At 72.8% G+C, this 21908-nt stretch carries 17 protein-coding genes; 14 read left to right on the top strand and 3 right to left on the bottom strand.

Annotation, left to right across the window (positions count from 1 at the left end; genetic code table 11):
* Nucleotides 1-169 precede the first annotated feature (169 nt).
* The 6 genes from dxr (at nt 170) to ACZ53N_RS07325 (ending at nt 7720) form a co-directional block, all read left to right on the top strand.
* A complete protein-coding gene (gene dxr, locus ACZ53N_RS07300) occupies nt 170-1447 on the top strand; it encodes a 1-deoxy-D-xylulose-5-phosphate reductoisomerase (RefSeq protein WP_469139940.1) in 1278 nt (425 codons plus the stop codon).
* Nucleotides 1444-2745, top strand: coding sequence for a M50 family metallopeptidase (locus ACZ53N_RS07305; protein WP_469139941.1), 1302 nt, complete (start codon nt 1444-1446; stop codon nt 2743-2745). Before dxr ends, ACZ53N_RS07305 begins: the two co-directional genes overlap by 4 nt.
* A 330-nt stretch (nt 2746-3075) precedes the next feature.
* The gene (ispG, locus tag ACZ53N_RS07310) at nt 3076-4230 is read left to right on the top strand and encodes a flavodoxin-dependent (E)-4-hydroxy-3-methylbut-2-enyl-diphosphate synthase (RefSeq protein ID WP_469139942.1); all 1155 of its coding nucleotides are present in this window, start codon (nt 3076-3078) and stop codon (nt 4228-4230) included.
* Between the two features lie 168 nt (nt 4231-4398).
* Nucleotides 4399-5244, top strand: a complete 846-nt coding sequence (locus ACZ53N_RS07315; RefSeq protein ID WP_469139943.1) for a GNAT family N-acetyltransferase — start codon at nt 4399-4401, stop codon at nt 5242-5244.
* 50 nt (nt 5245-5294) lie between these two features.
* Nucleotides 5295-5828 carry a GNAT family N-acetyltransferase gene (locus ACZ53N_RS07320; protein ID WP_362212005.1) on the top strand — a complete coding sequence of 178 codons (534 nt, stop codon included), beginning with the start codon at nt 5295-5297 and terminating at the stop codon, nt 5826-5828.
* Nucleotides 5829-6022: 194 nt separating this feature from the next.
* The gene (locus ACZ53N_RS07325) at nt 6023-7720 is read left to right on the top strand and encodes a proline--tRNA ligase (protein WP_469139944.1); all 1698 of its coding nucleotides are present in this window, start codon (nt 6023-6025) and stop codon (nt 7718-7720) included.
* Nucleotides 7721-7876: 156 nt separating this feature from the next.
* On the opposite strand, the gene ACZ53N_RS07330 is transcribed toward ACZ53N_RS07325, so the two are convergent.
* The 3 genes from ACZ53N_RS07330 to ACZ53N_RS07340 are packed head-to-tail and all read right to left on the bottom strand — an operon-like array spanning nt 7877 to nt 9923.
* Nucleotides 7877-8833, bottom strand: coding sequence for an aminoglycoside phosphotransferase family protein (locus ACZ53N_RS07330; protein ID WP_469139945.1), 957 nt, complete (start codon nt 8831-8833; stop codon nt 7877-7879).
* 29 nt (nt 8834-8862) lie between these two features.
* Entirely contained in the window at nt 8863-9357 is a 495-nt protein-coding gene (locus tag ACZ53N_RS07335) for a ferritin-like domain-containing protein (protein WP_469139946.1), read from the bottom strand.
* Nucleotides 9354-9923: a hypothetical protein gene (locus tag ACZ53N_RS07340; protein ID WP_469139947.1), complete on the bottom strand. Its 570-nt coding sequence runs from the start codon at nt 9921-9923 to the stop codon at nt 9354-9356. Before ACZ53N_RS07340 ends, ACZ53N_RS07335 begins: the two co-directional genes overlap by 4 nt.
* Before the next feature lie 170 nt (nt 9924-10093).
* Between ACZ53N_RS07340 and rimP the strand changes: the two genes are divergently transcribed.
* From rimP to ACZ53N_RS07380, 8 genes are all read left to right on the top strand, one after another.
* A complete protein-coding gene (gene rimP / locus ACZ53N_RS07345; RefSeq protein WP_469139948.1) occupies nt 10094-10627 on the top strand; it encodes a ribosome maturation factor RimP in 534 nt (177 codons plus the stop codon).
* Nucleotides 10628-10629: 2 nt separating this feature from the next.
* Nucleotides 10630-11682, top strand: a complete 1053-nt coding sequence (nusA, locus tag ACZ53N_RS07350) for a transcription termination factor NusA (RefSeq protein WP_469139949.1) — start codon at nt 10630-10632, stop codon at nt 11680-11682.
* Nucleotides 11683-11858: 176 nt separating this feature from the next.
* Nucleotides 11859-12155: a YlxR family protein gene (locus ACZ53N_RS07355; RefSeq protein WP_469139950.1), complete on the top strand. Its 297-nt coding sequence runs from the start codon at nt 11859-11861 to the stop codon at nt 12153-12155.
* Nucleotides 12156-12301: 146 nt separating this feature from the next.
* Nucleotides 12302-15379, top strand: a complete 3078-nt coding sequence (infB, locus tag ACZ53N_RS07360; protein WP_469139951.1) for a translation initiation factor IF-2 — start codon at nt 12302-12304, stop codon at nt 15377-15379.
* A gap of 133 nt (nt 15380-15512) precedes the next feature.
* Nucleotides 15513-15806 (top strand): DUF503 domain-containing protein, encoded by a 294-nt coding sequence (locus ACZ53N_RS07365; RefSeq protein ID WP_130880199.1) that lies wholly within the window; start codon nt 15513-15515, stop codon nt 15804-15806.
* A 31-nt stretch (nt 15807-15837) separates the two neighbouring features.
* Nucleotides 15838-16320: a 30S ribosome-binding factor RbfA gene (rbfA, locus tag ACZ53N_RS07370; RefSeq protein WP_469139952.1), complete on the top strand. Its 483-nt coding sequence runs from the start codon at nt 15838-15840 to the stop codon at nt 16318-16320.
* Nucleotides 16317-17351 carry a tRNA pseudouridine(55) synthase TruB gene (gene truB / locus ACZ53N_RS07375; protein ID WP_469139953.1) on the top strand — a complete coding sequence of 345 codons (1035 nt, stop codon included), beginning with the start codon at nt 16317-16319 and terminating at the stop codon, nt 17349-17351. Before rbfA ends, truB begins: the two co-directional genes overlap by 4 nt.
* Before the next feature lie 270 nt (nt 17352-17621).
* Nucleotides 17622-21893, top strand: a complete 4272-nt coding sequence (locus ACZ53N_RS07380) for a serine protease (protein ID WP_469139954.1) — start codon at nt 17622-17624, stop codon at nt 21891-21893.
* Nucleotides 21894-21908: the final 15 nt, after the last annotated feature.

Here is a 21908-nt window from a genome sequence, read left to right on the forward strand (position 1 = left end):
GCACCTCCCAGCGGTAGCTGGGGGAGCTTGAGGACGCGCCCGCAGGGCGCTACCGCCGCGGGCGGCAGCCGGGTGGCATCCGGCCGGCAGCCGGGCGAGATCCGCCGGACAGGCACCGGCGGGGGGCTCCCGGTCCGTCTTCCGGCCGGAAGAGGCAACAATGGAGCCCATGACGGACTCCCTCGCTGACCCGCATCTGCGCTACGCCGCGCCCCCCGCCTCCGGCGGCCCGCGCGAGATCGTGATCCTCGGCTCGACCGGCTCGATCGGTACCCAGGCCATCGACCTCGTGCTCCGCAACCCCGACCGGTTCGTGGTGACGGCCCTGTCGGCCGCGGGCGGCCGGGTGGCACTGCTGGCGGAGCAGGCCCGGCGGCTGTGGGTCCGGCGGGTCGCCGTCGCGCAGGCCGACAAGGTGCCGGACCTGCGCGAGGCGCTCGCCGCGCAGTACGGCGGCGAGCCGCTGCCCGAGATCCTGGCCGGTCCCGACGCGGCCACCGAGCTCGCATGCGGTGAGTGCCACACCGTTCTCAACGGCATCACCGGCTCGATCGGCCTGGCCCCCACCCTCGCCGCGCTGGAGGCGGGCCGGACCCTGGCCCTGGCCAACAAGGAATCGCTGATCGTCGGCGGCCCCTTGGTCAAGGCGGTCGCCAAGCCGGGACAGATCATCCCGGTCGACTCCGAGCACGCCGCGCTCTTCCAGGCGCTGCTGGGCGGCACCCGCGCCGAGGTCCGCAAGCTCGTCGTCACCGCCTCGGGCGGGCCCTTCCGCGGCCGGACGAAGGCGGAGCTCGCCGCCGTGACCCCCCAGGACGCCCTCGCGCACCCCACCTGGTCCATGGGCCCGGTCATCACGATCAACTCCGCGACCCTGGTCAACAAGGGGCTGGAGGTCATCGAGGCGCATCTGCTCTACGACATCCCCTTCGACCGCATCGAGGTCGTCGTCCACCCGCAGTCCTACGTCCACTCGATGGTGGAGTTCACCGACGGCTCGACCCTCGCGCAGGCCACCCCGCCGGACATGCGCGGCCCGATCGCCATCGGCCTCGGCTGGCCCGAACGGGTCCCCGACGCGGCCCCGGCGTTCGACTGGTCCAAGGCGTCCACCTGGGAATTCTTCCCGCTCGACGAGGAGGCCTTCCCCTCGGTCGCCCTCGCCCGGCACGTCGGCGGCCTCGGCGGCACGGCGCCCGCGGTCTTCAACGCGGCGAACGAGGAGTGCGTCGACGCGTTCCTCGCCGGCCGGCTGCCGTTCAATGGCATCGTGGACACCGTCGCCGAGGTGGTCGCGGAGCACGGGACCCCCGTCGCGGGAACCCACCTCACGGTCCCGGACGTCCTGCAAGCGGAGACCTGGGCACGCGCCCGGGCCCGCGAACTGGTAGGTCGTACGGCATCGGCGGCCCGCACGGCTCAAGCGACCTCGGAGGCCCCCGTATGACGACACTGATGACGATCCTGGGGATAGTCGTCTTCGTGGTGGGCTTGCTGTTCTCCATCGCCTGGCACGAGCTGGGACACCTCTCGACCGCGAAGATGTTCGGCATCCGGGTGCCGCAGTACATGGTCGGCTTCGGCCCGACGATCTTCTCGCGGAAGAAGGGCGACACCGAGTACGGCATCAAGGCCGTTCCGCTCGGCGGCTACATCCGCATGATCGGCATGTTCCCGCCCGGCGCGGACGGGAAGATCACCGCCCGCTCCACCTCGCCGTGGCGCGGCATGATCGAGGACGCCCGCTCGGCCGCCTTCGAGGAGCTGCGGCCCGGCGACGAATCCCGGCTCTTCTACACGCGCAAGCCGTGGAAGCGCGTGATCGTGATGTTCGCGGGGCCGTTCATGAACCTCGTCCTCGCGGTGGTGATCTTCCTCGGCGTGATGATGTCCTTCGGCATCAACACCCAGACCACGACCGTCTCCACGGTCTCGGACTGTGTCGTCTCGGCCAACGCCAAGACCGACAAGTGCCCCACCGGCGCCAAGGACTCCCCGGCCAAGGCGGCCGGCCTCCAGCCCCGCGACAGGATCGTGGCCTTCAACGGCCACCGGGTCGGCGACTGGGCCACCCTCCAGAAGGACATCCGCAAGACCACCGGACCCGCCACGATCACCGTCGAGCGGGACGGGCAGCGCAAGACGCTGACCGCGGACCTGATCTCCAACGAGGTGCAGAAGTACGACGCCAAGGGCACGCCCGTCAAGGGCAAGACCGTGACGGCCGGCTTCCTCGGCTTCACGCCCGCCACCGGCGTCGTACCGCAGACCTTCGGCCAGTCCGTCGACCGTATGGGCGACATGATCGAGTCCGGTGTCGAGTCGCTGATCGCCCTGCCCGGCAAGGTCCCCGACCTGTGGAACGCGGCCTTCGACGACGGTGAGCGCAAGCCCGACTCCCCGATGGGCGTCGTCGGCGCCGCCCGGGTCGGCGGGGAGGTCTTCAACCTCGACATCCCGCCGTCGCAGCAGGTCGCGACCATGCTCTTCCTGGTCGCGGGCTTCAACCTCTCGCTGTTCCTGTTCAACATGCTGCCGCTGCTGCCGCTGGACGGCGGACACATCGCCGGCGCGCTGTGGGAGTCCGTCCGACGGGCCTTCGCCAAGGTCTTCCGACGGCCCGACCCGGGCCCGTTCGACGTGGCGAAGCTGATGCCGGTGGCCTATGTGGTGGCCGGAATCTTCATCTGCTTCACCCTCCTCGTCCTGATCGCGGACGTCGTGAACCCCGTGCGGCTCACGTAGGCCTTTACCGGCCGGTGTCGGTTGGCGGCGCACCCGCCGTTCCGTCCTCGATCGCCGGACGGGCTGCTGTGCTTTGTCCTCGATCGCCGGACGGGCTGTTCGCAGCCCGTCCGGCGATCGAGGACACGCCGCGCAGCGGAAGTGCGCACGTACGCGAAAAAATCAGGCACCTGCCCATTTGTGACGGCCGGACGCGCTTTGTGTCCGGCCGTCCTTCTTTGCGCGGTCTTCGCGGCGGGATGTGCTTCGAGGTGACCCGGTGCCGTAATCTCGAATCCTGGAGCCCGCCGATCTCGGGACCTTGATTCACACCTTGGGGTTGCACGCCACATGACTGCGATTTCGCTCGGAATGCCGTCCGTCCCGACCAAGCTCGCCGACCGCCGGGTCAGCCGCAAGATCCAGGTCGGATCGGTGGCCGTCGGCGGCGACGCGCCGGTGTCGGTCCAGTCGATGACGACGACGCGGACCTCGGACATCGGCGCGACCCTTCAGCAGATCGCGGAGCTGACGGCCTCGGGTTGTCAGATCGTGCGGGTGGCGTGCCCGACGCAGGACGACGCCGACGCCCTCCCGATCATCGCGAAGAAGTCGCAGATCCCGGTGATCGCGGACATCCACTTCCAGCCGAAGTACGTCTTCGCGGCGATCGACGCGGGCTGTGCGGCGGTCCGGGTGAACCCGGGCAACATCAAGCAGTTCGACGACAAGGTCAAGGAGATCGCCAAGGCGGCTTCCGCGACGGGCACCCCGATCCGGATCGGCGTGAACGCCGGGTCGCTGGACGCGCGGCTGCTCCAGAAGTACGGCAAGGCCACCCCCGAGGCCCTGGTCGAGTCCGCCCTCTGGGAGGCCTCGCTGTTCGAGGAGCACGGTTTCCGCGACATCAAGATCTCGGTCAAGCACAACGACCCGGTCGTGATGGTCAACGCCTACCGGCAGCTCGCCGCCCAGTGCGACTACCCCCTCCACCTGGGCGTGACCGAGGCGGGTCCCGCGTTCCAGGGCACGATCAAGTCCGCGGTCGCCTTCGGCGCGCTGCTCTCCGAGGGCATCGGCGACACGATCCGGGTCTCGCTGTCGGCGCCGCCGGCGGAGGAGATCAAGGTCGGTATCCAGATCCTGGAGTCCCTCAACCTGCGCCAGCGACGGCTGGAGATCGTCTCCTGCCCGTCCTGCGGCCGCTCCCAGGTCGATGTGTACAAGCTCGCGGAGGAGGTCACCGCGGGCCTGGAGGGCATGGAGGTGCCGCTGCGCGTCGCGGTCATGGGCTGCGTCGTCAACGGTCCCGGCGAGGCCCGTGAGGCCGACCTCGGCGTCGCCTCCGGCAACGGCAAGGGACAGATCTTCGTGAAGGGCGAGGTCATCAAGACCGTCCCGGAGTCGAAGATCGTGGAGACCCTCATCGAGGAAGCCCTGAAGCTCGCCGCGCAGATGGAGAAGGACGGCATCGCCTCCGGCGAGCCCCAGATCAGCGTCGGCTGACACCCCGCACCCGTCGCACGCCCCTCGATCCACGGCTGCCCCGCCCCCGCGGCGGGGCACGGCGGGCACCCCCTCCGGTCAGGGGAGGTGTACGAAGGGGACGGAGAGGTACAGTGCCAAGACCTGTTCCCATGGCCTCCGGCCCGCGACGGTGAGGCAATCCGACACGTGTTGACGACGACCACCACCAAGGTCCTGGAGCCCGGCGACCTCGACGCGGCCCTCGCCGTCCTCGACCGCGAGCCCGTCGCCAACGCCTTCGTCGCCGCGCGGGTGCACGCCGCCGGTCTCGACCCCTGGCGGCTCGGCGGCGAGATGTGGGGCTGGTACGCGGGCGGCCGCCTCGAATCCCTCTGCTACGCCGGCGCCAACCTCGTCCCCATCTGCGCCGGACCCGAGGCTGTACGGGCCTTCGCCGACCGCGCCCGCCGCTCCGGCCGCCGCTGCTCCTCCATCGTCGGTCCGGCCGAGGCGACCACCGAGCTGTGGTCCCTCCTCGAACCCCACTGGGGCCCGGCCCGTGAGGTCCGCGCCCACCAGCCCCTGATGGTCACCCGCGCCATGTCCGCGGACATCGCGCCCGACCCGCTCGTCCGCCGCATCCGCAAGGACGAGCTGGACGTGGTCATGCCCGCGTGCGTGGCGATGTTCACCGAGGAGGTCGGTGTCTCCCCGCTCGCCGGGGACGGCGGGCTGCTGTACCAGGCCCGCGTCGCCGAGCTCGTCGGAGCCGGCCGCTCCTTCGCCCGCATCGAGGACGGCCGCGTCGTCTTCAAGGCCGAGATCGGCGCGGCGACGGCCCTCGCCTGCCAGATCCAGGGCGTCTGGGTCGCCCCCGAGTACCGGGGCCGCGGCCTGTCCGAGACCGGCATGGCCGCCGTCCTCGGCTACGCCCTGCGCGAGGTCTCACCCGTCGTCAGCCTCTACGTCAACGACTACAACACGGCGGCACGCGCGGCATACCGACGGGTGGGTTTCGAGGAAGTCGGCGCGTTCACGAGCGTGCTGTTCTGACTTGTCGCGGGCGACCGCACAAGCGGCTGCCGCCCAGGTAGCCTCCGGGCATGGATGACATCGTGGTCGGACCGCTCGACCTCGCCGCGCGGGTCGACGACGCGCTCGCCGTGCAGGCGCTCGCCTTCGGGCTCACCGACGACGAGGTCGGCGTTCGGCGCCACATCGTGCTTCGCCACCTCGGCTGCCGCGGCGCCCGCGCCCTCGGGGCGACCACGGACAGCGGCCGGCTGGTCGGCTTCGTCTACGGCATGCCGAACGACCGCGCCCACTGGTGGTCCACGGTCGTCGAGCCGTATCTGCGCGCCACCGGCTCCGAGGGCTGGCTGGACGACGCCTTCGTGATCACCGAGCTGCACGTCCACCCCGCCTACCAGAACCGGCGGATCGGCCGGTCACTGATCACCACGATCACCGCGAGCGCGCGGGAGCCGCGCAGCATCCTCTCCGCGATCGACACCGACAGCCCGGCCCGAGCCCTCTACCGCAAGCTCGGCTACCACGACCTGGCCCGACCGGTGCACTTTCCGAGTGCGCCGAGGCCGTATGCGGTGATGGGGGCGCCGTTGCCGTTGCTGGGGTGACCGGGGTGGGCCGGGGGTCCGGGGGTTGTCCCCGGGGGATGCGGTCCGAGTGCGCCGAGGCCGTATGCGGTGATGGGGGCGCCGTTGCCGTTGCTGGGGTGACCTGCCGCTCCCCGCGTCACGGAAGTCGTTTCCCGACCGTTGTCCCCTGCCGCTAATCTCCTCGCATTCCCACTACGCAGCAGGAGACCACGATGGCCCACGTCCAGCGCATGTCCACGACGATGATCAAGACGCTGCGCGACGACCCGGCCGACGCCGAGACCGCCAGTCACAAGCTGCTGGTCCGCGCCGGGTACGTCCGCCGTACGTCCGCGGGCGTGTGGACCTGGCTGCCGCTCGGTAAGAAGGTGCTGGACAACGTCTCGCGCGTGGTGCGCGAGGAGATGGACGCCATCGGCGGCCAGGAGGTCCTGCTGCCGGCGCTGCTGCCCAAGGAGCCCTACGAGGCGAGCGGGCGCTGGGAGGAGTACGGCGATCTCCTCTTCCGTCTGAAGGACCGCAAGGGCGCCGACTATCTGCTCGGGCCCACGCACGAGGAGATCTTCACCCTCACGGTCAAGGACCAGTGCACGTCCTACAAGGACCTGCCCGTGATCCTCTACCAGATCCAGACGAAGTACCGCGACGAGGCGCGTCCCCGCTCCGGCGTGCTGCGCGGGCGCGAGTTCCAGATGAAGGACTCGTACTCCTTCGACACCACGGACGAGGGCCTCGCCGAGTCCTACCGGCTGCACCGCGAGGCGTACACGCGGATCTTCGAGCGGCTCGGCCTCGACTACCGCGTCGTGTCCGCCGTCTCGGGCGCGATGGGCGGCTCGGCGTCGGAGGAGTTCCTGGCCCCGGCCGGGGCCGGCGAGGACACCTTCGTCGACTGTCCGGCCTGTGACTACGCCGCCAACACCGAGGCGGTCACCGCGGTCGTGGCGCCCGTCGACCCGTCGGACCACGGCCCCGTCGAGGAGCTGGACACCCCCGACACCCCCACCATCGAGACTCTCGCCGCGCACCTGGGCGTGCCCGCCTCGGCGACGTTGAAGAACCTTCTGGTCAAGGTCGACGGCGAGATCACGGCCGTCGGCGTACCGGGCGACCGCGAGGTGGACCTCGGCAAGCTCGGTGAGCACCTGGCCCCCGCCGTCGTGGAGTTGGTGAAGGCCGAGGACTTCGTCGGCCGGCCCGATCTCGTCCGCGGCTACGTCGGCCCGCAGGGCCTCGGGGTGCGCTACATCGCCGACCCCCGCGTGGCCCCCGGCACGGCCTGGGTCACCGGCGCCAACAAGGCCGACAAGCACGCCCGCAACGTGGTGTGCGGGCGGGACTTCGAGGTCGACCAGTACCTCGACGTCGTCGTGGTCGAGCCCGGCGACCCGTGCCCCCGCTGTGGCGCGGGCCTGGAGATCGGGCGGGCGATCGAGATCGGCCATATCTTCCAGCTCGGCCGGAAGTACGCCGACGCCTTCGGCCTCGACGTGCTCGGGCAGCAGGGCAAGCCGGTGCGGGTCACCATGGGTTCGTACGGCATCGGCGTCTCCCGGGCCGTCGCCGCGCTCGCCGAGCAGACCCACGACGCGTCGGGTCTGTGCTGGCCGCGCGAGGTCGCCCCGGCGGACGTGCACATCGTCGCGGCGGGCAAGGCCGTGCAGACGGAACTCGCCCTGGAACTGGCCGAGAAGCTGGGCGCCGCGGGCGTCCGGGTCCTGGTCGACGACCGCGCGGGCGTGTCGCCCGGCGTGAAGTTCACCGACGCGGAACTGATCGGTGTGCCCACGATCCTCGTCGTCGGTCGCGGTGCCGCCTCCGGCGTGGTCGAACTCAAGGACCGCCGCACCGGCACCCGTGAGGAACTGCCCGTGGACGAGGCGCTGAGCCGCTTGGCCGCGGCGGTGTAGGGCGCGTTGCCGTCGGCGGCGGGCGCCCTGCGGGCGCGCGTCCTCAATCGCCGGACGGGCTTGATGTGGCTGGGCTCAGCCAAAACCAGCCCGTCCGGCGATTGAGGACACCGCCGCGCAGCGGTGGTGCGCCCCCGGCCAAGCAAGCGCGCAGCGCTACAGCAAGCCGGCGAACTCCAGGAGGAGTTCGCCCGCCGGGCGGGCACCGGTGGACAGTTCGCGGACGCCCGCTTCCACCGCCCGGAAGACCGTCCAGCCACGCAGCCGGTCGCGGTCGACGTCCAGCGACTCCGCCAGCTTCGCCACCCGGCGCCGTGCCGCGGCGGGTGCGCCGGGGGCGGCCAGCAGGGTGTCGAGCCGGTCCCGAACCAGCCAGGCCAGGTCATAGGCCCGCTCTCCGACCAGCGGGCGCGGACCGATCGCCAGCCAGGGCGAGCGGTCGCCCGCGAGGACGTTGCCCTGGTGGTAGTCGCCGTGCAACAGGGACGGCTGCGGGTCCCCGGCGTCGGCCACCAGGCCCTCGCGCAGGTCCAGCGCCTCGTCGATCATCGTCCGGACGTCCGCCGCCCACGACTCGGCGCGGTGCTCGCGCAGCACGTCCGCCAGCGTGGCCGTGTGGTCCGCGACGCCGGTGAACGGGTGCCCCTCCGCCGGTGGTACCCACAGGCGCTGCAACGTCGCCGCCGCCTCCAACAGGGCTTTGGCGTCCGCCAGGGAGCGCAGGCTCACATCGCCGTGCAGTCGCTCCAGGAGCAGCACGCCCGCGCCCGGGTCGGCGCGCAACGGCCGCACCGCGCCCCGGCCGTTCCAGTGGGCGAGCGCCGCGTGTTCCCGGGCGATCGCGCCGTCGGGCAGGCCGAGCTTGAGCGCCGCGGGGGTGCCGTCGGACTGCCGGACGAGGACGACCATGCTGGTCCGGCCGCCCGGGGTCTGCACCCGATCGGGCGTCAACTCCCAGCGGTCCAGGTACTCCTGGGCGCTGCCGGGCAGGTCGGCGAGCCATCGGAGTGCCGCCGCGCCGCCCTCTTCGCCCTCCCGGGCCCCCCGGCTTTCGCGGCCCAGGGCGCGCACCAGCCGCTCCGGCGGTTCGAGGCGGTCCTTCGCGTTGGCCATCCCTGCGCTGTCCTTTTCGTCTGTGCTGGTCAGAGGCGCTTCGACGCGCCGTCCGGTGAGCTGTCGGCGCCGGTTCGAGGAGCCCGCTCGACGAGCCCAGGGAAGGCTACGCTGCCGCCCCGCCAGCGCACCGCCCGCACCGCCGCCTCGCGCAGCGCGGCCGCCGCCTCGCGGCGCCGGGCGCCGGTGGCGGCCCGTACGAGATCGGCGTAGACGGCGGCGAGCCGGCTCTCCAGCTCCGCCGCGAGCCGCACGGCCGCGGCCTCGTCCGGCACGGCGAACGGCAGCGCGTACGCGGCGGACGCGGCCTCGGGCGTGCCGCCCAGGGACCGGACGGAGCGCCACATCGCGTCCCGGCGGGCCCGGTGGGCGTCGTGCGCCTCCCGGGCCTCCGACTGCCGTGCCTCGCCGACGCGCGCGCCGACGACCCCGTACCCGTACACGGCGGCGTGCTCGGCCGCGAGCGCCGCCTGGGCCGCCTCCAGCGCCGGGTCGTGCTTCTTGGAGCCGGGTGACGCGCTCACGCGACACCGCCGAGGAGATAGGCGTGGGCCGCGCCCGAGGCCGCGACGGAGGCGAGGAGACGGGCGAGTTCGGGCGGCGCGGAGGCCAGGGCCGCGGTGTGGGTGTCGGCGGTACGCCGCTCGGCGTCCGCGAGGGCGGCCAGCGCCGCCTTCTCGTCCTGGGGAACCGCGGGGCCGGCCTTCCCGGCGGGCGCGGAAGCGGAAGGCCCGGAAGGGGAGCCCGAAGCCGAAGCGGAACCCGAAGCGGAAGGAGAAGCGGAGGCCGGGCGCGCCCCGAGGGCCGCCGCGTGCCGGGCGACCTCGGCCCGCAGCGGGCGCAGCCGCTCAGCGAGCGCGGCGTGCGCGCCGATCGTCGCGTCGTACCGCTCCAGCAGCGCCGCCGAGCCCCGCCCGGCGCGGGCGCGCAGCCGCTCCTCGGCCGAGGAGCGTTCGTCGCGGGGGTCCGGATCGTCGGAACAGCCGGTCAGCAGCGCGCCGCCGCCCGCCAGCAGGGCCGCCGCGCCGCCTGCCAGTACCCTGCGTCTGCGCGGGTCGCCGGGGCCCCGCGTCGTCGTCGTGAGCGACACGATCCTCTTTCCGCCTGGTCGGGTCATGATCACCGGACGTGAGCGTACCGGCGCGCGGTCACCCGACCGGGGAGCGGGCACCGAATCGTCAGTCGGCTGCCGGAACAGATAGGCTTTGACCAGACACGCGACATTCCCACAACAGCACACGCGGCCGAGGAGTCACCCGGATGAGCACCACCCAGAGCGAGAGGCTGCGCGAATTGCTCGCCCCTCTCGTCAGCGCGCGAGAGCTGGATCTGGAAGAGGTCGAGGTGACGCCGGCCGGCAAGCGCCGTGTGCTCCGCATCGTGGTCGATTCCGATGAGGGTGTGCAGCTGGACGCGTGTGCGGAAGTCAGCCGTGCGATCTCCGAGAAGCTCGACGAGACGGACGTCATGGGCGGGACCCCCTATGTGCTGGAGGTCACCTCGCCCGGCGCCGACCGCCCCCTGACCGAGCACCGCCACTACGTACGGGCCACCGGCCGCCTGATCAAGGCGCAGCTGACCGAGGGCGGCGAGCTCGTCGCGCGCATCGTCGCCGTCGACGACGAGGGGCTGGACCTGGAGGTACCGGGTGTGAAGGGCCGCAAGCCCACCGCCCGAAGGCTGGCCTTCGCGGAGATCGCGAAGGCCCGCGTGGAGATCGAGTTCAACCGGAAGTCCCCGCAAGAAGCCGACATGGCCGAGGACGAGACCGACGAGAGTCAAGAGGAGGCGTAGCCGTGGACATCGACATGAGTGCCCTGCGGGGTCTGGTGCGAGAGAAGGAGATCTCTTTCGACCTGCTGGTCGAGGCGATCGAGTCGGCCCTCCTCATCGCGTACCACCGCACCGAGGGAAGCCGCCGCCGCGCCCGCGTCGAGCTGGACCGCGCGTCCGGCCACGTCACGGTGTGGGCGAAGGAGGACCCGCAGGACCTGGAGGAGGGCGAGGAGCCCCGCGAGTTCGACGACACGCCTTCCGGCTTCGGCCGGATCGCGGCGACCACCGCCAAGCAGGTCATCCTCCAGCGTCTGCGCGACGCCGAGGACGAGATCACTTTCGGTGAGTTCGCCGGCCGCGAGGGCGACGTCGTCGCGGGCGTCGTCCAGCAGGGCAAGGACCCCAAGAACGTCCTGGTCGACATCGGCAAGCTGGAAGCCATCCTGCCGGTCCAGGAGCAGGTGCCGGGCGAGGAGTACAAGCACGGCACGCGTCTTCGGACGTACGTCGTCCGGGTGGCGAAGGGTGTCCGCGGTCCGTCCGTGACGCTCTCGCGCACCCACCCCAACCTGGTGAAGAAGCTCTTCGCCATGGAGGTCCCGGAGATCGCGGACGGCTCGGTGGAGATCGCCGCCATCGCCCGCGAGGCCGGCCACCGCACCAAGATCGCTGTCCGGTCCACCCGGTCCGGGCTGAACGCCAAGGGCGCCTGCATCGGCCCGATGGGCGGCCGCGTCCGCGCGGTCATGGCCGAGCTGCACGGCGAGAAGATCGACATCGTCGACTGGTCGGACGACCCGGCGGAGCTCGTGGCGCACGCGCTGTCCCCCGCGCGGGTGAGCAAGGTCGAGGTCGTGGACCTCGGCGCGCGCTCCGCCCGGGTGACCGTGCCGGACTACCAGCTCTCCCTCGCCATCGGCAAAGAAGGCCAGAACGCCCGCCTCGCGGCGCGGCTGACCGGCTGGCGGATCGACATCCGCCCGGACACCGAGCAGGACGGGCAGTCCTCGGACCGCTCCGACCGTTCCGAGCAGCCCTACCGTTCCGAGCGGGCCGACCGCTACCGGGACTGATCAGCGGGAAGATCAACTGAACCACGGGAGGGGCGCGGGCCGGCAACGGCCCGCCGCCCCTCGCGAGTGACATCCGGAGCCATATCCGGAGCGGCCCCGAAGGGTGGCCGAAATCCATATGTGCCCGATCATCGCCCCACAGGGATGAGGTCGGCGCGGGGAGGTAGACTTAATCAGTGTCTGGCCGGACGCATGCCCGCGCATGCCCTGAGCGCACCTGTGTGGGGTGCCGGGAGCGAGCGGCCAAGGGCGATCTGCTGCGGATCGTGGTGAACGAGGGCGCTTGCGTCCCCGATCCTCGCGGTACGCTGCCCGGCCGGGGTGCCTCCGTGCATCCCACACTGGTCTGCCTCGATCTGGCGGTCCGCCGCCGGGCGTTCTCCCGGGCCTTCAAAAGCCAGGGACCGTTCGATACCTCGGCGCTTCGGCACTACGTCGATCAGGCCGAGCGGCACGGCCAGGCAACACCGTAAGAAGAACGGCACGGGAAACCGTGCGGTCAGGTACCTCGCGAGTTGGAAGTAGGTCGAGATTGCGATGAGCACTCGATGAGTACGCGATGAGTACGCCCATGAAGTAGCGACGGTCCGGTGGACAACCCGGACCTAGAAGGAGCGATGTGGCTAAGGTCCGGGTATACGAACTCGCCAAGGAGTTCGGTGTTGAGAGCAAGGTCGTCATGGCCAAGCTCCAAGAACTTGGTGAATTCGTCCGTTCGGCGTCCTCGACGATCGAGGCGCCTGTAGTCCGCAAGTTGACTGACGCTTTGCAGGGGCCCGGCGGCAACGCCGGCAAGTCCGCTGCCAAGCCCGCGGCGCCGCGCAAGGCAGCGCCCGCAAAGCCGGGTGCCCCCACTCCGGGTGCCCCGGCCCGTCCCGCTGCCCCGGCCCCCAAGCCGGCCGCGGAGACCCCCGCAACCCCCAAGCCCGCAGGTGGCGCGCCGACCCCGGGTCCCCGCCCGGGTCCGAAGCCCGCCCCGGCGGCTCCGGCCAAGCCCGCGCCGGTCACCCCGGTGCCCGCCGCGGAGTTCTCCGCGCCGGCCCCGGCCCAGCCGAGCCAGCAGGCCCCCTCCGGTCCGCGCCCCGGCGCCACCCCCGGCCCGCGTCCGGCTCGTCCGGCGCCCGCCGGTCGTGACGGCGGTCAGCGGGAAGGCGGCCGCCCCGAGCGTGCCCCCCGCCCGCAGGGCCAGGGTGCCCCGCGTCCCGGTGGCGCCCGTCCGGCCGGTCCCCGTCCGGGCAACAACCCCTTCACCTCCGGTGGCTCCACCGGCATGGCCCGCCCGCAGGCCCCCCGTCCCGGTGGCGCCCCGCGTCCCGGCGGCGACCGGCCCGGCCCCGGCGGTCCGCGTCCGCAGGGCGGTCCCGGCGGCGCTCCCCGTCCCCAGGGTCAGGGCGGCGCCCGTCCGAGCCCCGGTGGCATGCCTCGTCCGCAGGGCGGTCCCGGTGGCGCTCCGCGTCCCGGTGGCGCTCCGGCGGGCAACCGCCCGAACCCGGGCATGATGCCGCAGCGTCCGGCTGCCGGTCCCCGTCCGGGCCCCGGTGGCGGCGGTCGCGGTCCCGGCGGCGGCGCGGGTCGTCCCGGCGGTGCCGGTCGTCCCGGCGGCGGCGGCTTCGCCGGCCGTCCGGCCGGTCCCGGTGGCGGCGGTCGTCCCGGTGGCGGCGGCGGCTTCGCCGGTCGTCCCGGTGGCGGTGGCGCTCCCGGTGGCGGCGGCGGCTTCGGCGGTCGTCCCGGCTTCGGTGGCCGTCCCGGCGGTCCCGGTGCCCGTGGTGGCACGCAGGGTGCGTTCGGCCGTCCCGGCGGTCCGGCGCGTCGTGGTCGCAAGTCGAAGCGGCAGAGGCGCCAGGAGTACGAGGCCATGCAGGCCCCGTCCGTCGGCGGCGTGATGCTGCCCCGCGGTGGCGGCGAGACCATTCGTCTGTCCCGTGGTGCCTCCCTCACCGACTTCGCGGAGAAGATCGGCGCCAACCCGGCGTCGCTCGTCGCCGTGATGATGAACCTCGGCGAGATGGTCACCGCGACCCAGTCGGTGTCCGACGAGACGCTGACGCTCCTCGGTGACGAGATGAACTACCAGGTTCAGATCGTCAGCCCCGAGGAGGAGGACCGCGAGCTGCTCGAGTCGTTCTCCATCGAGTTCGGTGAGAACGAGGGCGGCGAGGAGATGCTCGTCTCCCGTCCGCCGGTCGTGACCGTCATGGGTCACGTCGACCACGGTAAGACCCGACTGCTGGACGCCATCCGCAAGACGAACGTCGTCGCGGGCGAGGCCGGCGGTATCACGCAGCACATCGGTGCGTACCAGGTCGCCACCGAGGTCAACGGCGAAGAGCGCGCCATCACCTTCATCGACACCCCGGGTCACGAGGCGTTCACCGCCATGCGTGCCCGTGGTGCCAAGTCGACCGACATCGCGATCCTCGTGGTGGCGGCCAACGACGGTGTCATGCCGCAGACGATCGAGGCGCTGAACCACGCCAAGGCGGCCGACGTGCCGATCGTGGTCGCGGTCAACAAGATCGACGTCGAGGGTGCCGACCCGACCAAGGTGCGCGGTCAGCTCACCGAGTTCGGTCTGGTGGCCGAGGAGTACGGCGGCGACACCATGTTCGTCGACATCTCCGCCAAGCAGGGTCTGAACATCGACTCCCTGCTGGAGGCCGTGGTCCTCACCGCGGACGCCTCGCTCGACCTGCGCGCCAACGCGGAGCAGGACGCGCAGGGTATTGCGATCGAGGCCCACCTCGACCGTGGCCGCGGCGCCGTGGCCACCGTGCTCGTCCAGCGCGGTACCCTCCGCGTCGGTGACACGATGGTCGCCGGTGACGCCTACGGCCGTGTCCGCGCGATGCTCGACGACAAGGGCCAGAACGTGGAAGAGGCGGGTCCCTCGACCCCGGTCCTCGTCCTCGGTCTGACCAACGTCCCGGGCGCCGGCGACAACTTCCTCGTCGTCGACGAGGACCGCACGGCCCGCCAGATCGCCGAGAAGCGCGCTGCGCGTGAGCGCAACGCCGCCTTCGCCAAGCGCACCCGCCGGGTGTCCCTCGAGGACCTCGACAAGGTGCTCAAGGCCGGTCTGGTCCAGGATCTCAACATCATCATCAAGGGCGACGCGTCCGGTTCGGTGGAGGCTCTCGAGTCCTCGCTGCTCCAGCTCGACGTCGGCGAAGAGGTCGAGATCCGCGTGCTGCACCGCGGTGTGGGTGCGGTCACCGAGTCGGACATCAACCTGGCGACCGGCTCCGACGCCATCGTCATCGGCTTCAACGTCCGCGCCGAGGGCCGTGCCACGCAGATGGCCGAGCGCGAGGGCGTCGACGTCCGCTACTACTCGGTCATCTACCAGGCGATCGAGGAGATCGAGGCGGCCCTGAAGGGCATGCTGAAGCCGGAGTACGAAGAGGTCGAGCTCGGTACGGCGGAGATCCGCGAGATCTACCGCTCGTCCAAGCTGGGCAACATCGCGGGTGTTCTCATCCGCTCCGGCGAGGTCAAGCGCAACACCAAGGCGCGCCTCATCCGCGACGGCAAGGTCGTCGCCGAGGACCTCACGATCCAGGGTCTGCGTCGTTTCAAGGACGACGTCACCGAGATCCGCGAAGGCTACGAGGGCGGTATCAACCTCGGAAACTTCAACGACATCAAGGTCGACGACGTCATCGCGACGTACGAGATGCGCGAGAAGCCGCGCGGCTGATCCGCGTAGAACGACTCGGGGCCGATCGGCGGATTATTTCCGTCGATCGGCCCCGGCCGTTGCATGTACGGTTCTAAGAGCTCGTACACACAGCTTCACCTCACGCCTCCCGGGTGGGCTTCACCCGTTACGCATGTATGTAGGGACACTGTCCTTCGACCTCCTCCTCGGCGACGTCCGGTCGCTGAAGGAGAAGCGCTCCGTCGTCCGTCCGATCGTCGCCGAGCTGCACCGCAAGTACGCGGTGAGCGTGGCGGAGGTCGGCGACCAGGACCTCCACCGCAGAGCCGAGATAGGCCTGGCGGCGGTCTCGGGCGACGCGGCGCACCTCACGGACGTGCTGGACCGCTGCGAGCGCCTCGTCGCCGGGCGGCCGGAGGTGGAACTGCTGTCGGTGAGACGGCGGATCCACGGCGACGACGACTGATGACTGAACCGAAGAAGAAAGAAGTAGGCGCATGACCGACAACGCGCGGGCGCGCAAACTGGCCGACCGCATCCGAGTGATCATTGCGGAGACCCTCCAGCGCCGGATCAAGGACCCGCGGCTCGGCTATGTGACCATCACCGACACCCGGGTCACGGGCGATCTGCAGCAGGCCACCGTGTTCTACACGGTCTACGGCGACGACGAGGAGCGGGCCGCCTCGGCGGCCGCGCTGGAGAGCGCCAAGGGCGTCCTGCGCTCCACGGTCGGCCGGGAGACCGGGGTCCGCTTCACCCCGACCCTGACCTTCGTCCCGGACGCCCTGCCGGACAACGCCCGGACCATCGACGACCTGCTCGCCAAGGCCAAGGCCAAGGACGCGGAGGTCCGTGAGGTGTCCTCGGGCGCGCAGTACGCCGGCGACGCCGACCCGTACCGCAAGCCGGGCGAGGACGAGGACGGCGACGACGCCGGTTCGGACGGCTCGGACAGCAAGGGTGCAGCCTCCGAATGAACCACCAGGCACCCAGCGAGCGCCCCGCGGTGACCCCGGCGGCCGACGCGAGCGCCCCGCCCGCCGCCGAGGTCGCCCCGGCCGCGGAGCCCAAGGGCCCCGCGGCACGGCCGGAGCGCTCGAAGGCGAAGGGACCGCGCCCGGTCTGCCCGGACGGTCTGGTCATCGTCGACAAGCCGGCCGGTTTCACCTCGCACGACGTCGTCGCCAAGATGCGCGGCATCGCGCGGACCCGGAAGGTCGGCCACGCCGGGACCCTCGACCCGATGGCGACCGGTGTGCTCGTCCTCGGCGTCGAGCGGGCGACCAAGCTGCTCGGTCACCTCGCGCTGACCGAGAAGGAGTACGTGGCCACCATCCGGCTCGGGCAGAACACCGTGACGGATGACGCCGAGGGCGAGATCACCTCGTCCGCCGACGCCTCCGGGGTCACCCGCGAGGCGATCGACGCCGGGGTCGCCAAGCTCACCGGCACGATCATGCAGGTCCCGTCGAAGGTCAGCGCGATCAAGATCGACGGCAAGCGGTCGTACGCCCGCGCCCGCGAGGGCGAGGACTTCGAGATCCCGGCCCGGCCGGTGACGGTCTCCTCCTTCGCCGTGCACGCCGTGCACCCGGCCGAGGCGGCCGACGGCACCCCGGTACAGGACCTGCTCGTCTCCGTCGTCTGCTCGTCGGGCACCTACGTCCGCGCCCTCGCGCGCGACCTGGGCGCCGACACCGGCGTCGGCGGCCACCTCACGGCCCTGCGCCGCACCCGCGTCGGCCCGTACGCGCTGGGTGAGGCCCGCACGCTGGACCAGCTCCAGGAGGAGCTGACCGTCATGCCCGTCGCCGACGCGGCCGCCGCTGCGTTCCAGCGCTGGGACGTGAACGAGGAGCAGGCGCGCCTGCTCGGCAACGGCGTCCGGATCAAGGTCCCGCTCTTCGACACCACGGGGCCGATCGCGGTCTTCGGCCCGGACGGCCGCTTCCTGGTGCTGGTCGAGAACCAGGGCGGCAAGGCGAAGAGCCTCGCGGTCTTCGGCTGAGACCCGGCTCCGGCCGAGAACCTTCCGGCTCCGACAGAGGGCGGGCGCACTGCGCCCGCCCTCTGTCTCGCTTTCGGCGCCGTCGTCGCGCCCCACGCGATACCCCTCCGCTGCCGTCTATCCGTCCGGCGCCGCGGATTCACCCCAATGGGCAGGCGCTCGGAGTGAACAACGGGGGTGGAAGGGGGCGCGTTCGGCTCGTGATCTGTCCTGCCGATCATCCGCTGCCTACGGTCGGAACGAACCGGCATGGCGGGGAGGTATCGGCGGATGAGTGCTCGGCGGGCCGATGCGGACGAATCATTGGTGCGTATCCGCGATCTCGCCGGGCGGCCACGCGGCACGGGTTTCGTGGCCGACGACCGTGGCACCGTGATCACCAGCCATGAGGCGGTCGACGGTCTGGCCCGGCTGGTGCTGCACGCGCCGGGCGAGCGCACCTGCCTCGTCGGCGTCGAGGCGGTCACCCCGCTGCCCGGCGCGGACCTCGCCCTCGTGCGCACCGAGGGCCTCTGCGTGCCTCCGCTGCCGGTCGCGGGCGCCGAGTGCGTCGAAGGCGGCGCGAAGGTACGGCTGAGGGCCGGCCGCTGGCAGACCGCCCAGATCATCGGCGACGCCCTGGTGATCTACACCGCGACCGACCGCTTCCATCTGCTCGGGGCGGCGCTGGAGCTGTCCCTCGGCGAGCGGGACGGCCTGCGGCTCGGCGAGGAGGCCACGGGCGGCCCCGTCATCGACGCCCGCACCGGTGCGGTCGTCGCCGTCCTCGGTACCGCGCTCCACACCGAACACCGGGCCGGCGGCTTCGCCATCCCCCTGCGTGCCGCCGCCGCGGCCTCCCCGGACGGCCCCCTGGCCGCGCTTCTCGAGCGCAACGCGGCCACGGTCCCCGCGTACGGTCCCGAGCTCAATCTCGCGGGCGGTCTGCAGCTGACGGCGACCTCGCTGGGCCCGGTCACGGCCTCCCTCGCGTGGAGCGAGCCCGTGGCACGACCGGAGATCGAGAGGGAGTTCGCGCGGTTCCTGAGCGATGACGATGAGGATGACGCCGTCGCGAGCGAAGGACCTGGCGGGGTCGGCGAGGGCGTCGGCGCGGGGCCTGGGGACTGCGGCCAGGGCCCGGCGGCACCGTCCGGAGGCTGCGGGGTTGCCGACCCGGACGCCCGCCGGTGTGGCGGGGGGCCGGATTCGGAGGGCAGCTGTGGTGGCCTGTCGGGGGCCGCTTCGCGTGGCGATCAGGGTTGTCGCCACTGCGGTGGTGGAGGTGGCCGGCCCGACGGTCCGGCGGCAAAAGCCGGCCCCACCCGCCGCGGTGACAGCCGCGAACCGGACGACGGCCCGCCGGATCCTCACCCTGCCCGAAGCGGTAGGGCAAGCGTGCTGGGCCTGGTCGGTGACCCCGGTACCGGACGTACGACCGAGCTGGCGGCGCTCGCCGGGCGGCGGGCGCGGGGGGACGAACCCGCACCGACCGTGTGGTTGCGCGGCGCGGACCTGCGGGTCGGGGACGAGAGCGTCCGGGACGCCGTCGCGCGGGTCCTGGAGACCGCCGGACGGATCGTCACCGCCTCGGCGGGCGCCGACGGCACCGTGGGGGACCCCACCGACGCCACCCCCGAGGCCGTCGCGGAAATGGCGCACCGCGTGGGCCGCCCGCTCCTGATCCTGCTCGACGGCCCCGAGGAGATGCCGCCCGGCCTCGCCCACGCCCTCGCCGGCTGGACCGCCGCGACCGCGGACTGGCTGGAGAAGACGGCCACCCGGCTGATCGTCGCCTGCCGCCCGGAGCACTGGGAGAGCGCCGGTGCCCTCTTCCCGCCCGGCGCGCTGCACGTGCCGTCGCCCGCGTCCCACCCCCGCGCGCTGCCGCCCTGCGTCCTGCTCACCGACCTCGCGCCCGGCCAGGCCGCCGAGGCCCGCGCCGCCTACGGCCTCACCCCCGACGCCCTCTCCCCGGCGGACGCCTGCCACCCCCTCACCCTGCGCCTCCTCGCCGAGGTCCAGGCCGCGCTCCCGGACGGCCACGTGCGCGGCGGCCCCGAGGACCGGGCCCCCGACCGGTGGGACGTCTTCTCCGCCCACCTCGATCTCGTGTGCCTGCGGATCGCCGTCCGGCTGGCCGCCGCGCGCACACCACCGCCGCGCGGTGCGGCGGTGCGGCGGCTCGCCACCCGCGTCGCCGGGCAGGTGCACGAGGCCGCGCGGCGGTGCCTGGGCCCGGGCCAGGGGGAGCTGGAACGGGAGGCCTTCGAGGAGCTGTTCCCCTGGCGCACGGGCTGGGCCTCCGCCGTGCTCACCGAGGGCCTGCTCGTCCCGGCCGGCGCGGGGTACCGCTTCGCACACGAGGAATTCTCCGACTGGCTCCAGGGCGCGCACCTCGACCTCGATACCGCCCTGCACGCCCTGGTGCACCACTGGTACGAGCCCGAGGGCACCCCCGGCCGGGCCGCCGCCCGGCTGCCGTCCCGGCGGGAGGAGGAGTCCGCGCGGACACCGGCGGCCCGCCGCCGCAGCCGGCGCGGCGGCGACGCCGCGCGGAAGCCGTCCCGGCCGCTCCCCGTCCCGCGCCATCGCATCGGCCCGGTCCTCCAGGCGTTGTTCCTCCTCGCCCGGCGCTCGGGCCCCGCCGAGCTCGCCGACCGCCTCGGCGCGCTGGTCCACGCCGTCGAGACCGTCCCGCTGCGGTCCATGCCGGTCCCCGAGGAGGGCGGGGCGGAGCAGGAGACCGGGGCCACGGCGGCGGACGGGGTGCCGGCCAACGGGGAGGAGGCACCCCGGACCGTTCCCGACCCCGTCTGGTGGGCCGCACACCTGCTCGGCGAAGCGTTGCTGCGGGTACCGGACGCCACGCCCTACCTCGATGTCCTGCGGCTGCTCGCCGAGCGCGTCACCGCCCGCTCCCTGGCCCACGGCGGCTTCGACGGCGGAGCCACCCGCACCTTCGGCGGCCTCGCGGAATTCGGACCGTGGTTCTGGCTCCGGCTGCCGCTCGGCACCGCCGACCGCCTCGAACTGCTGCGCGTCCTCGTCCCCGCCGACGGACCGCCCCCCGGACCGGCCGCCGCCCCCGCCGCCCAGCGCCCCTCGCCGCAGCCGGACCGCTTCCTGACCGCCGTGGCGACCGTGCTCACCGAGGACCCCTGCACGGCGCAGCCGCTGCTGTGCCAGTGGTTCGGCGACGACCGCCCCCTCCAGACGACACCGGACGGCGGCGCCACCGGCTTCGGCGTGCGCCCCACTGTCTCCGCCGCCGCCCAGGCCCTCCTGCACACCCACCGCAGGCGCGCCGTCGACGACCTGGCCGAGGCGCTCGTGGACGCCGCGCACCCCCACGCCGACGAGTTGTTGTCCGCCCTCGCCGAGGACGAGCCCTCCGCGCTCTGCCGGGCCGTCGACCGCTGGGCCCACCACGACCGCGTCGACCGGCACGTGGCCGCCGCCGCGTACGCGCTCAAGGCCGCGCCCCACGTCACCACCGAGGCCGACCGGCAACTGCTGCGCTACTCCGCGCTCGCCCTGCTCGACCGCCCCGCCGAGGGCACCCTGCACGGCGTGGCGCTCGCCCTGCTCGTCCGCGACCGGCAGACCCGATCCAAACATCTCCCGCAGGCGATCGCCCGCTTCACCTCCGGCGACCCGCACCTGCCGCCCGGCGCCCTCGCCGCTGCCCTGACCACCCACCCCGAGCCCGTCCTCGCCGCCTTCCGCGCCCGGCTCTACCAGCCGGGGGAGGGGCCGGGCGACGTGCTGCGCACCCTCGCCGAGGTCACCACCCCCGCCCTGGCCCGTCGCGCGGCCTCGCTCGTGCGCGAGCACCTGGAGCACCACCCCGAGGGCGCCGCCCACGCCGCCGCGTTCGTCGACCGGCGGCTGGAGGCGGGCCCGGCCGGCCGGGCCGTTCTCTTCCCGCTGGTCGCGGATCTGCTGCGGACCCACCCGGCCCAGGTCCGCCGGGCCCTCGCGCCCGTCCTGGCCGCCCCGGGCACGTCCGTGTCCCGCCCGCTGCGCCAGGAGTTGCTGGAGGTGCTGCTGGAGTGCGAGCAGTACGGGCCGCACGAGCGGGACGTCACCGTCCTCGACACCCTGCTGCGGGCGGTGGTGAGCGGGGTCGGCGAGCGCGGTGAGGCGCGGACGCGGGACCTCGTCCATCGCACGGGGCTGTTGATGGCCCGGACGCCGGAGGGTGCCGCCTGCTTCGACCGACGGCTGACCCAGCTCGCCCGTGACGTGCCGGCCTTCGGCGCCCAGGTGCGGGGGTGGCTGCGGACCGCGCCGGCGCAGTGGGCGGTGGTGGTGGGCCCGGGCGCGCGCATCAGGCTGACGGCGGGAGGGGAGTCGGAGCCGACGGGCAGGGAGGGTGCCGGTCCGGCGCGGACCCCGTCGTCCCCCGAGACTCCGCCGTCGTCCGAAGATCGGGCGGAGGCGGCGGACGCGCGCATTCCGGATGCTGCGGCGGATTCGGCGGACCCGAAGGCGGCGGCGGACCCCGCGACCAGTGCACCGGCCGATGCGAACCGTCGTCTACCGGCATGGCACTCTTAGTCCTGCGTAAAACGA

It is taken from the genome of Streptomyces sp. NPDC033229, assembly GCF_055576875.1.

Excerpts from the sequence above, each read along its gene's own strand:
- dxr (WP_469139940.1), top strand. The coding sequence starts at position 170 with ATGACGGACTCCCTCGCTGACCCGCATCTGCGCTACGCCGCGCCCCCC.
- ACZ53N_RS07365 (WP_130880199.1), top strand. The coding sequence starts at position 15,513 with ATGTATGTAGGGACACTGTCCTTCGACCTCCTCCTCGGCGACGTCCGG.
- ACZ53N_RS07305 (WP_469139941.1), top strand. The coding sequence starts at position 1,444 with ATGACGACACTGATGACGATCCTGGGGATAGTCGTCTTCGTGGTGGGC.
- ACZ53N_RS07330 (WP_469139945.1), bottom strand. The coding sequence starts at position 8,833 with ATGGCCAACGCGAAGGACCGCCTCGAACCGCCGGAGCGGCTGGTGCGC.
- ACZ53N_RS07380 (WP_469139954.1), top strand. The coding sequence starts at position 17,622 with ATGAGTGCTCGGCGGGCCGATGCGGACGAATCATTGGTGCGTATCCGC.
- rimP (WP_469139948.1), top strand. The coding sequence starts at position 10,094 with ATGAGCACCACCCAGAGCGAGAGGCTGCGCGAATTGCTCGCCCCTCTC.
- rbfA (WP_469139952.1), top strand. The coding sequence starts at position 15,838 with ATGACCGACAACGCGCGGGCGCGCAAACTGGCCGACCGCATCCGAGTG.
- ispG (WP_469139942.1), top strand. The coding sequence starts at position 3,076 with ATGACTGCGATTTCGCTCGGAATGCCGTCCGTCCCGACCAAGCTCGCC.
- ACZ53N_RS07320 (WP_362212005.1), top strand. The coding sequence starts at position 5,295 with ATGGATGACATCGTGGTCGGACCGCTCGACCTCGCCGCGCGGGTCGAC.
- truB (WP_469139953.1), top strand. The coding sequence starts at position 16,317 with ATGAACCACCAGGCACCCAGCGAGCGCCCCGCGGTGACCCCGGCGGCC.
- ACZ53N_RS07325 (WP_469139944.1), top strand. The coding sequence starts at position 6,023 with ATGGCCCACGTCCAGCGCATGTCCACGACGATGATCAAGACGCTGCGC.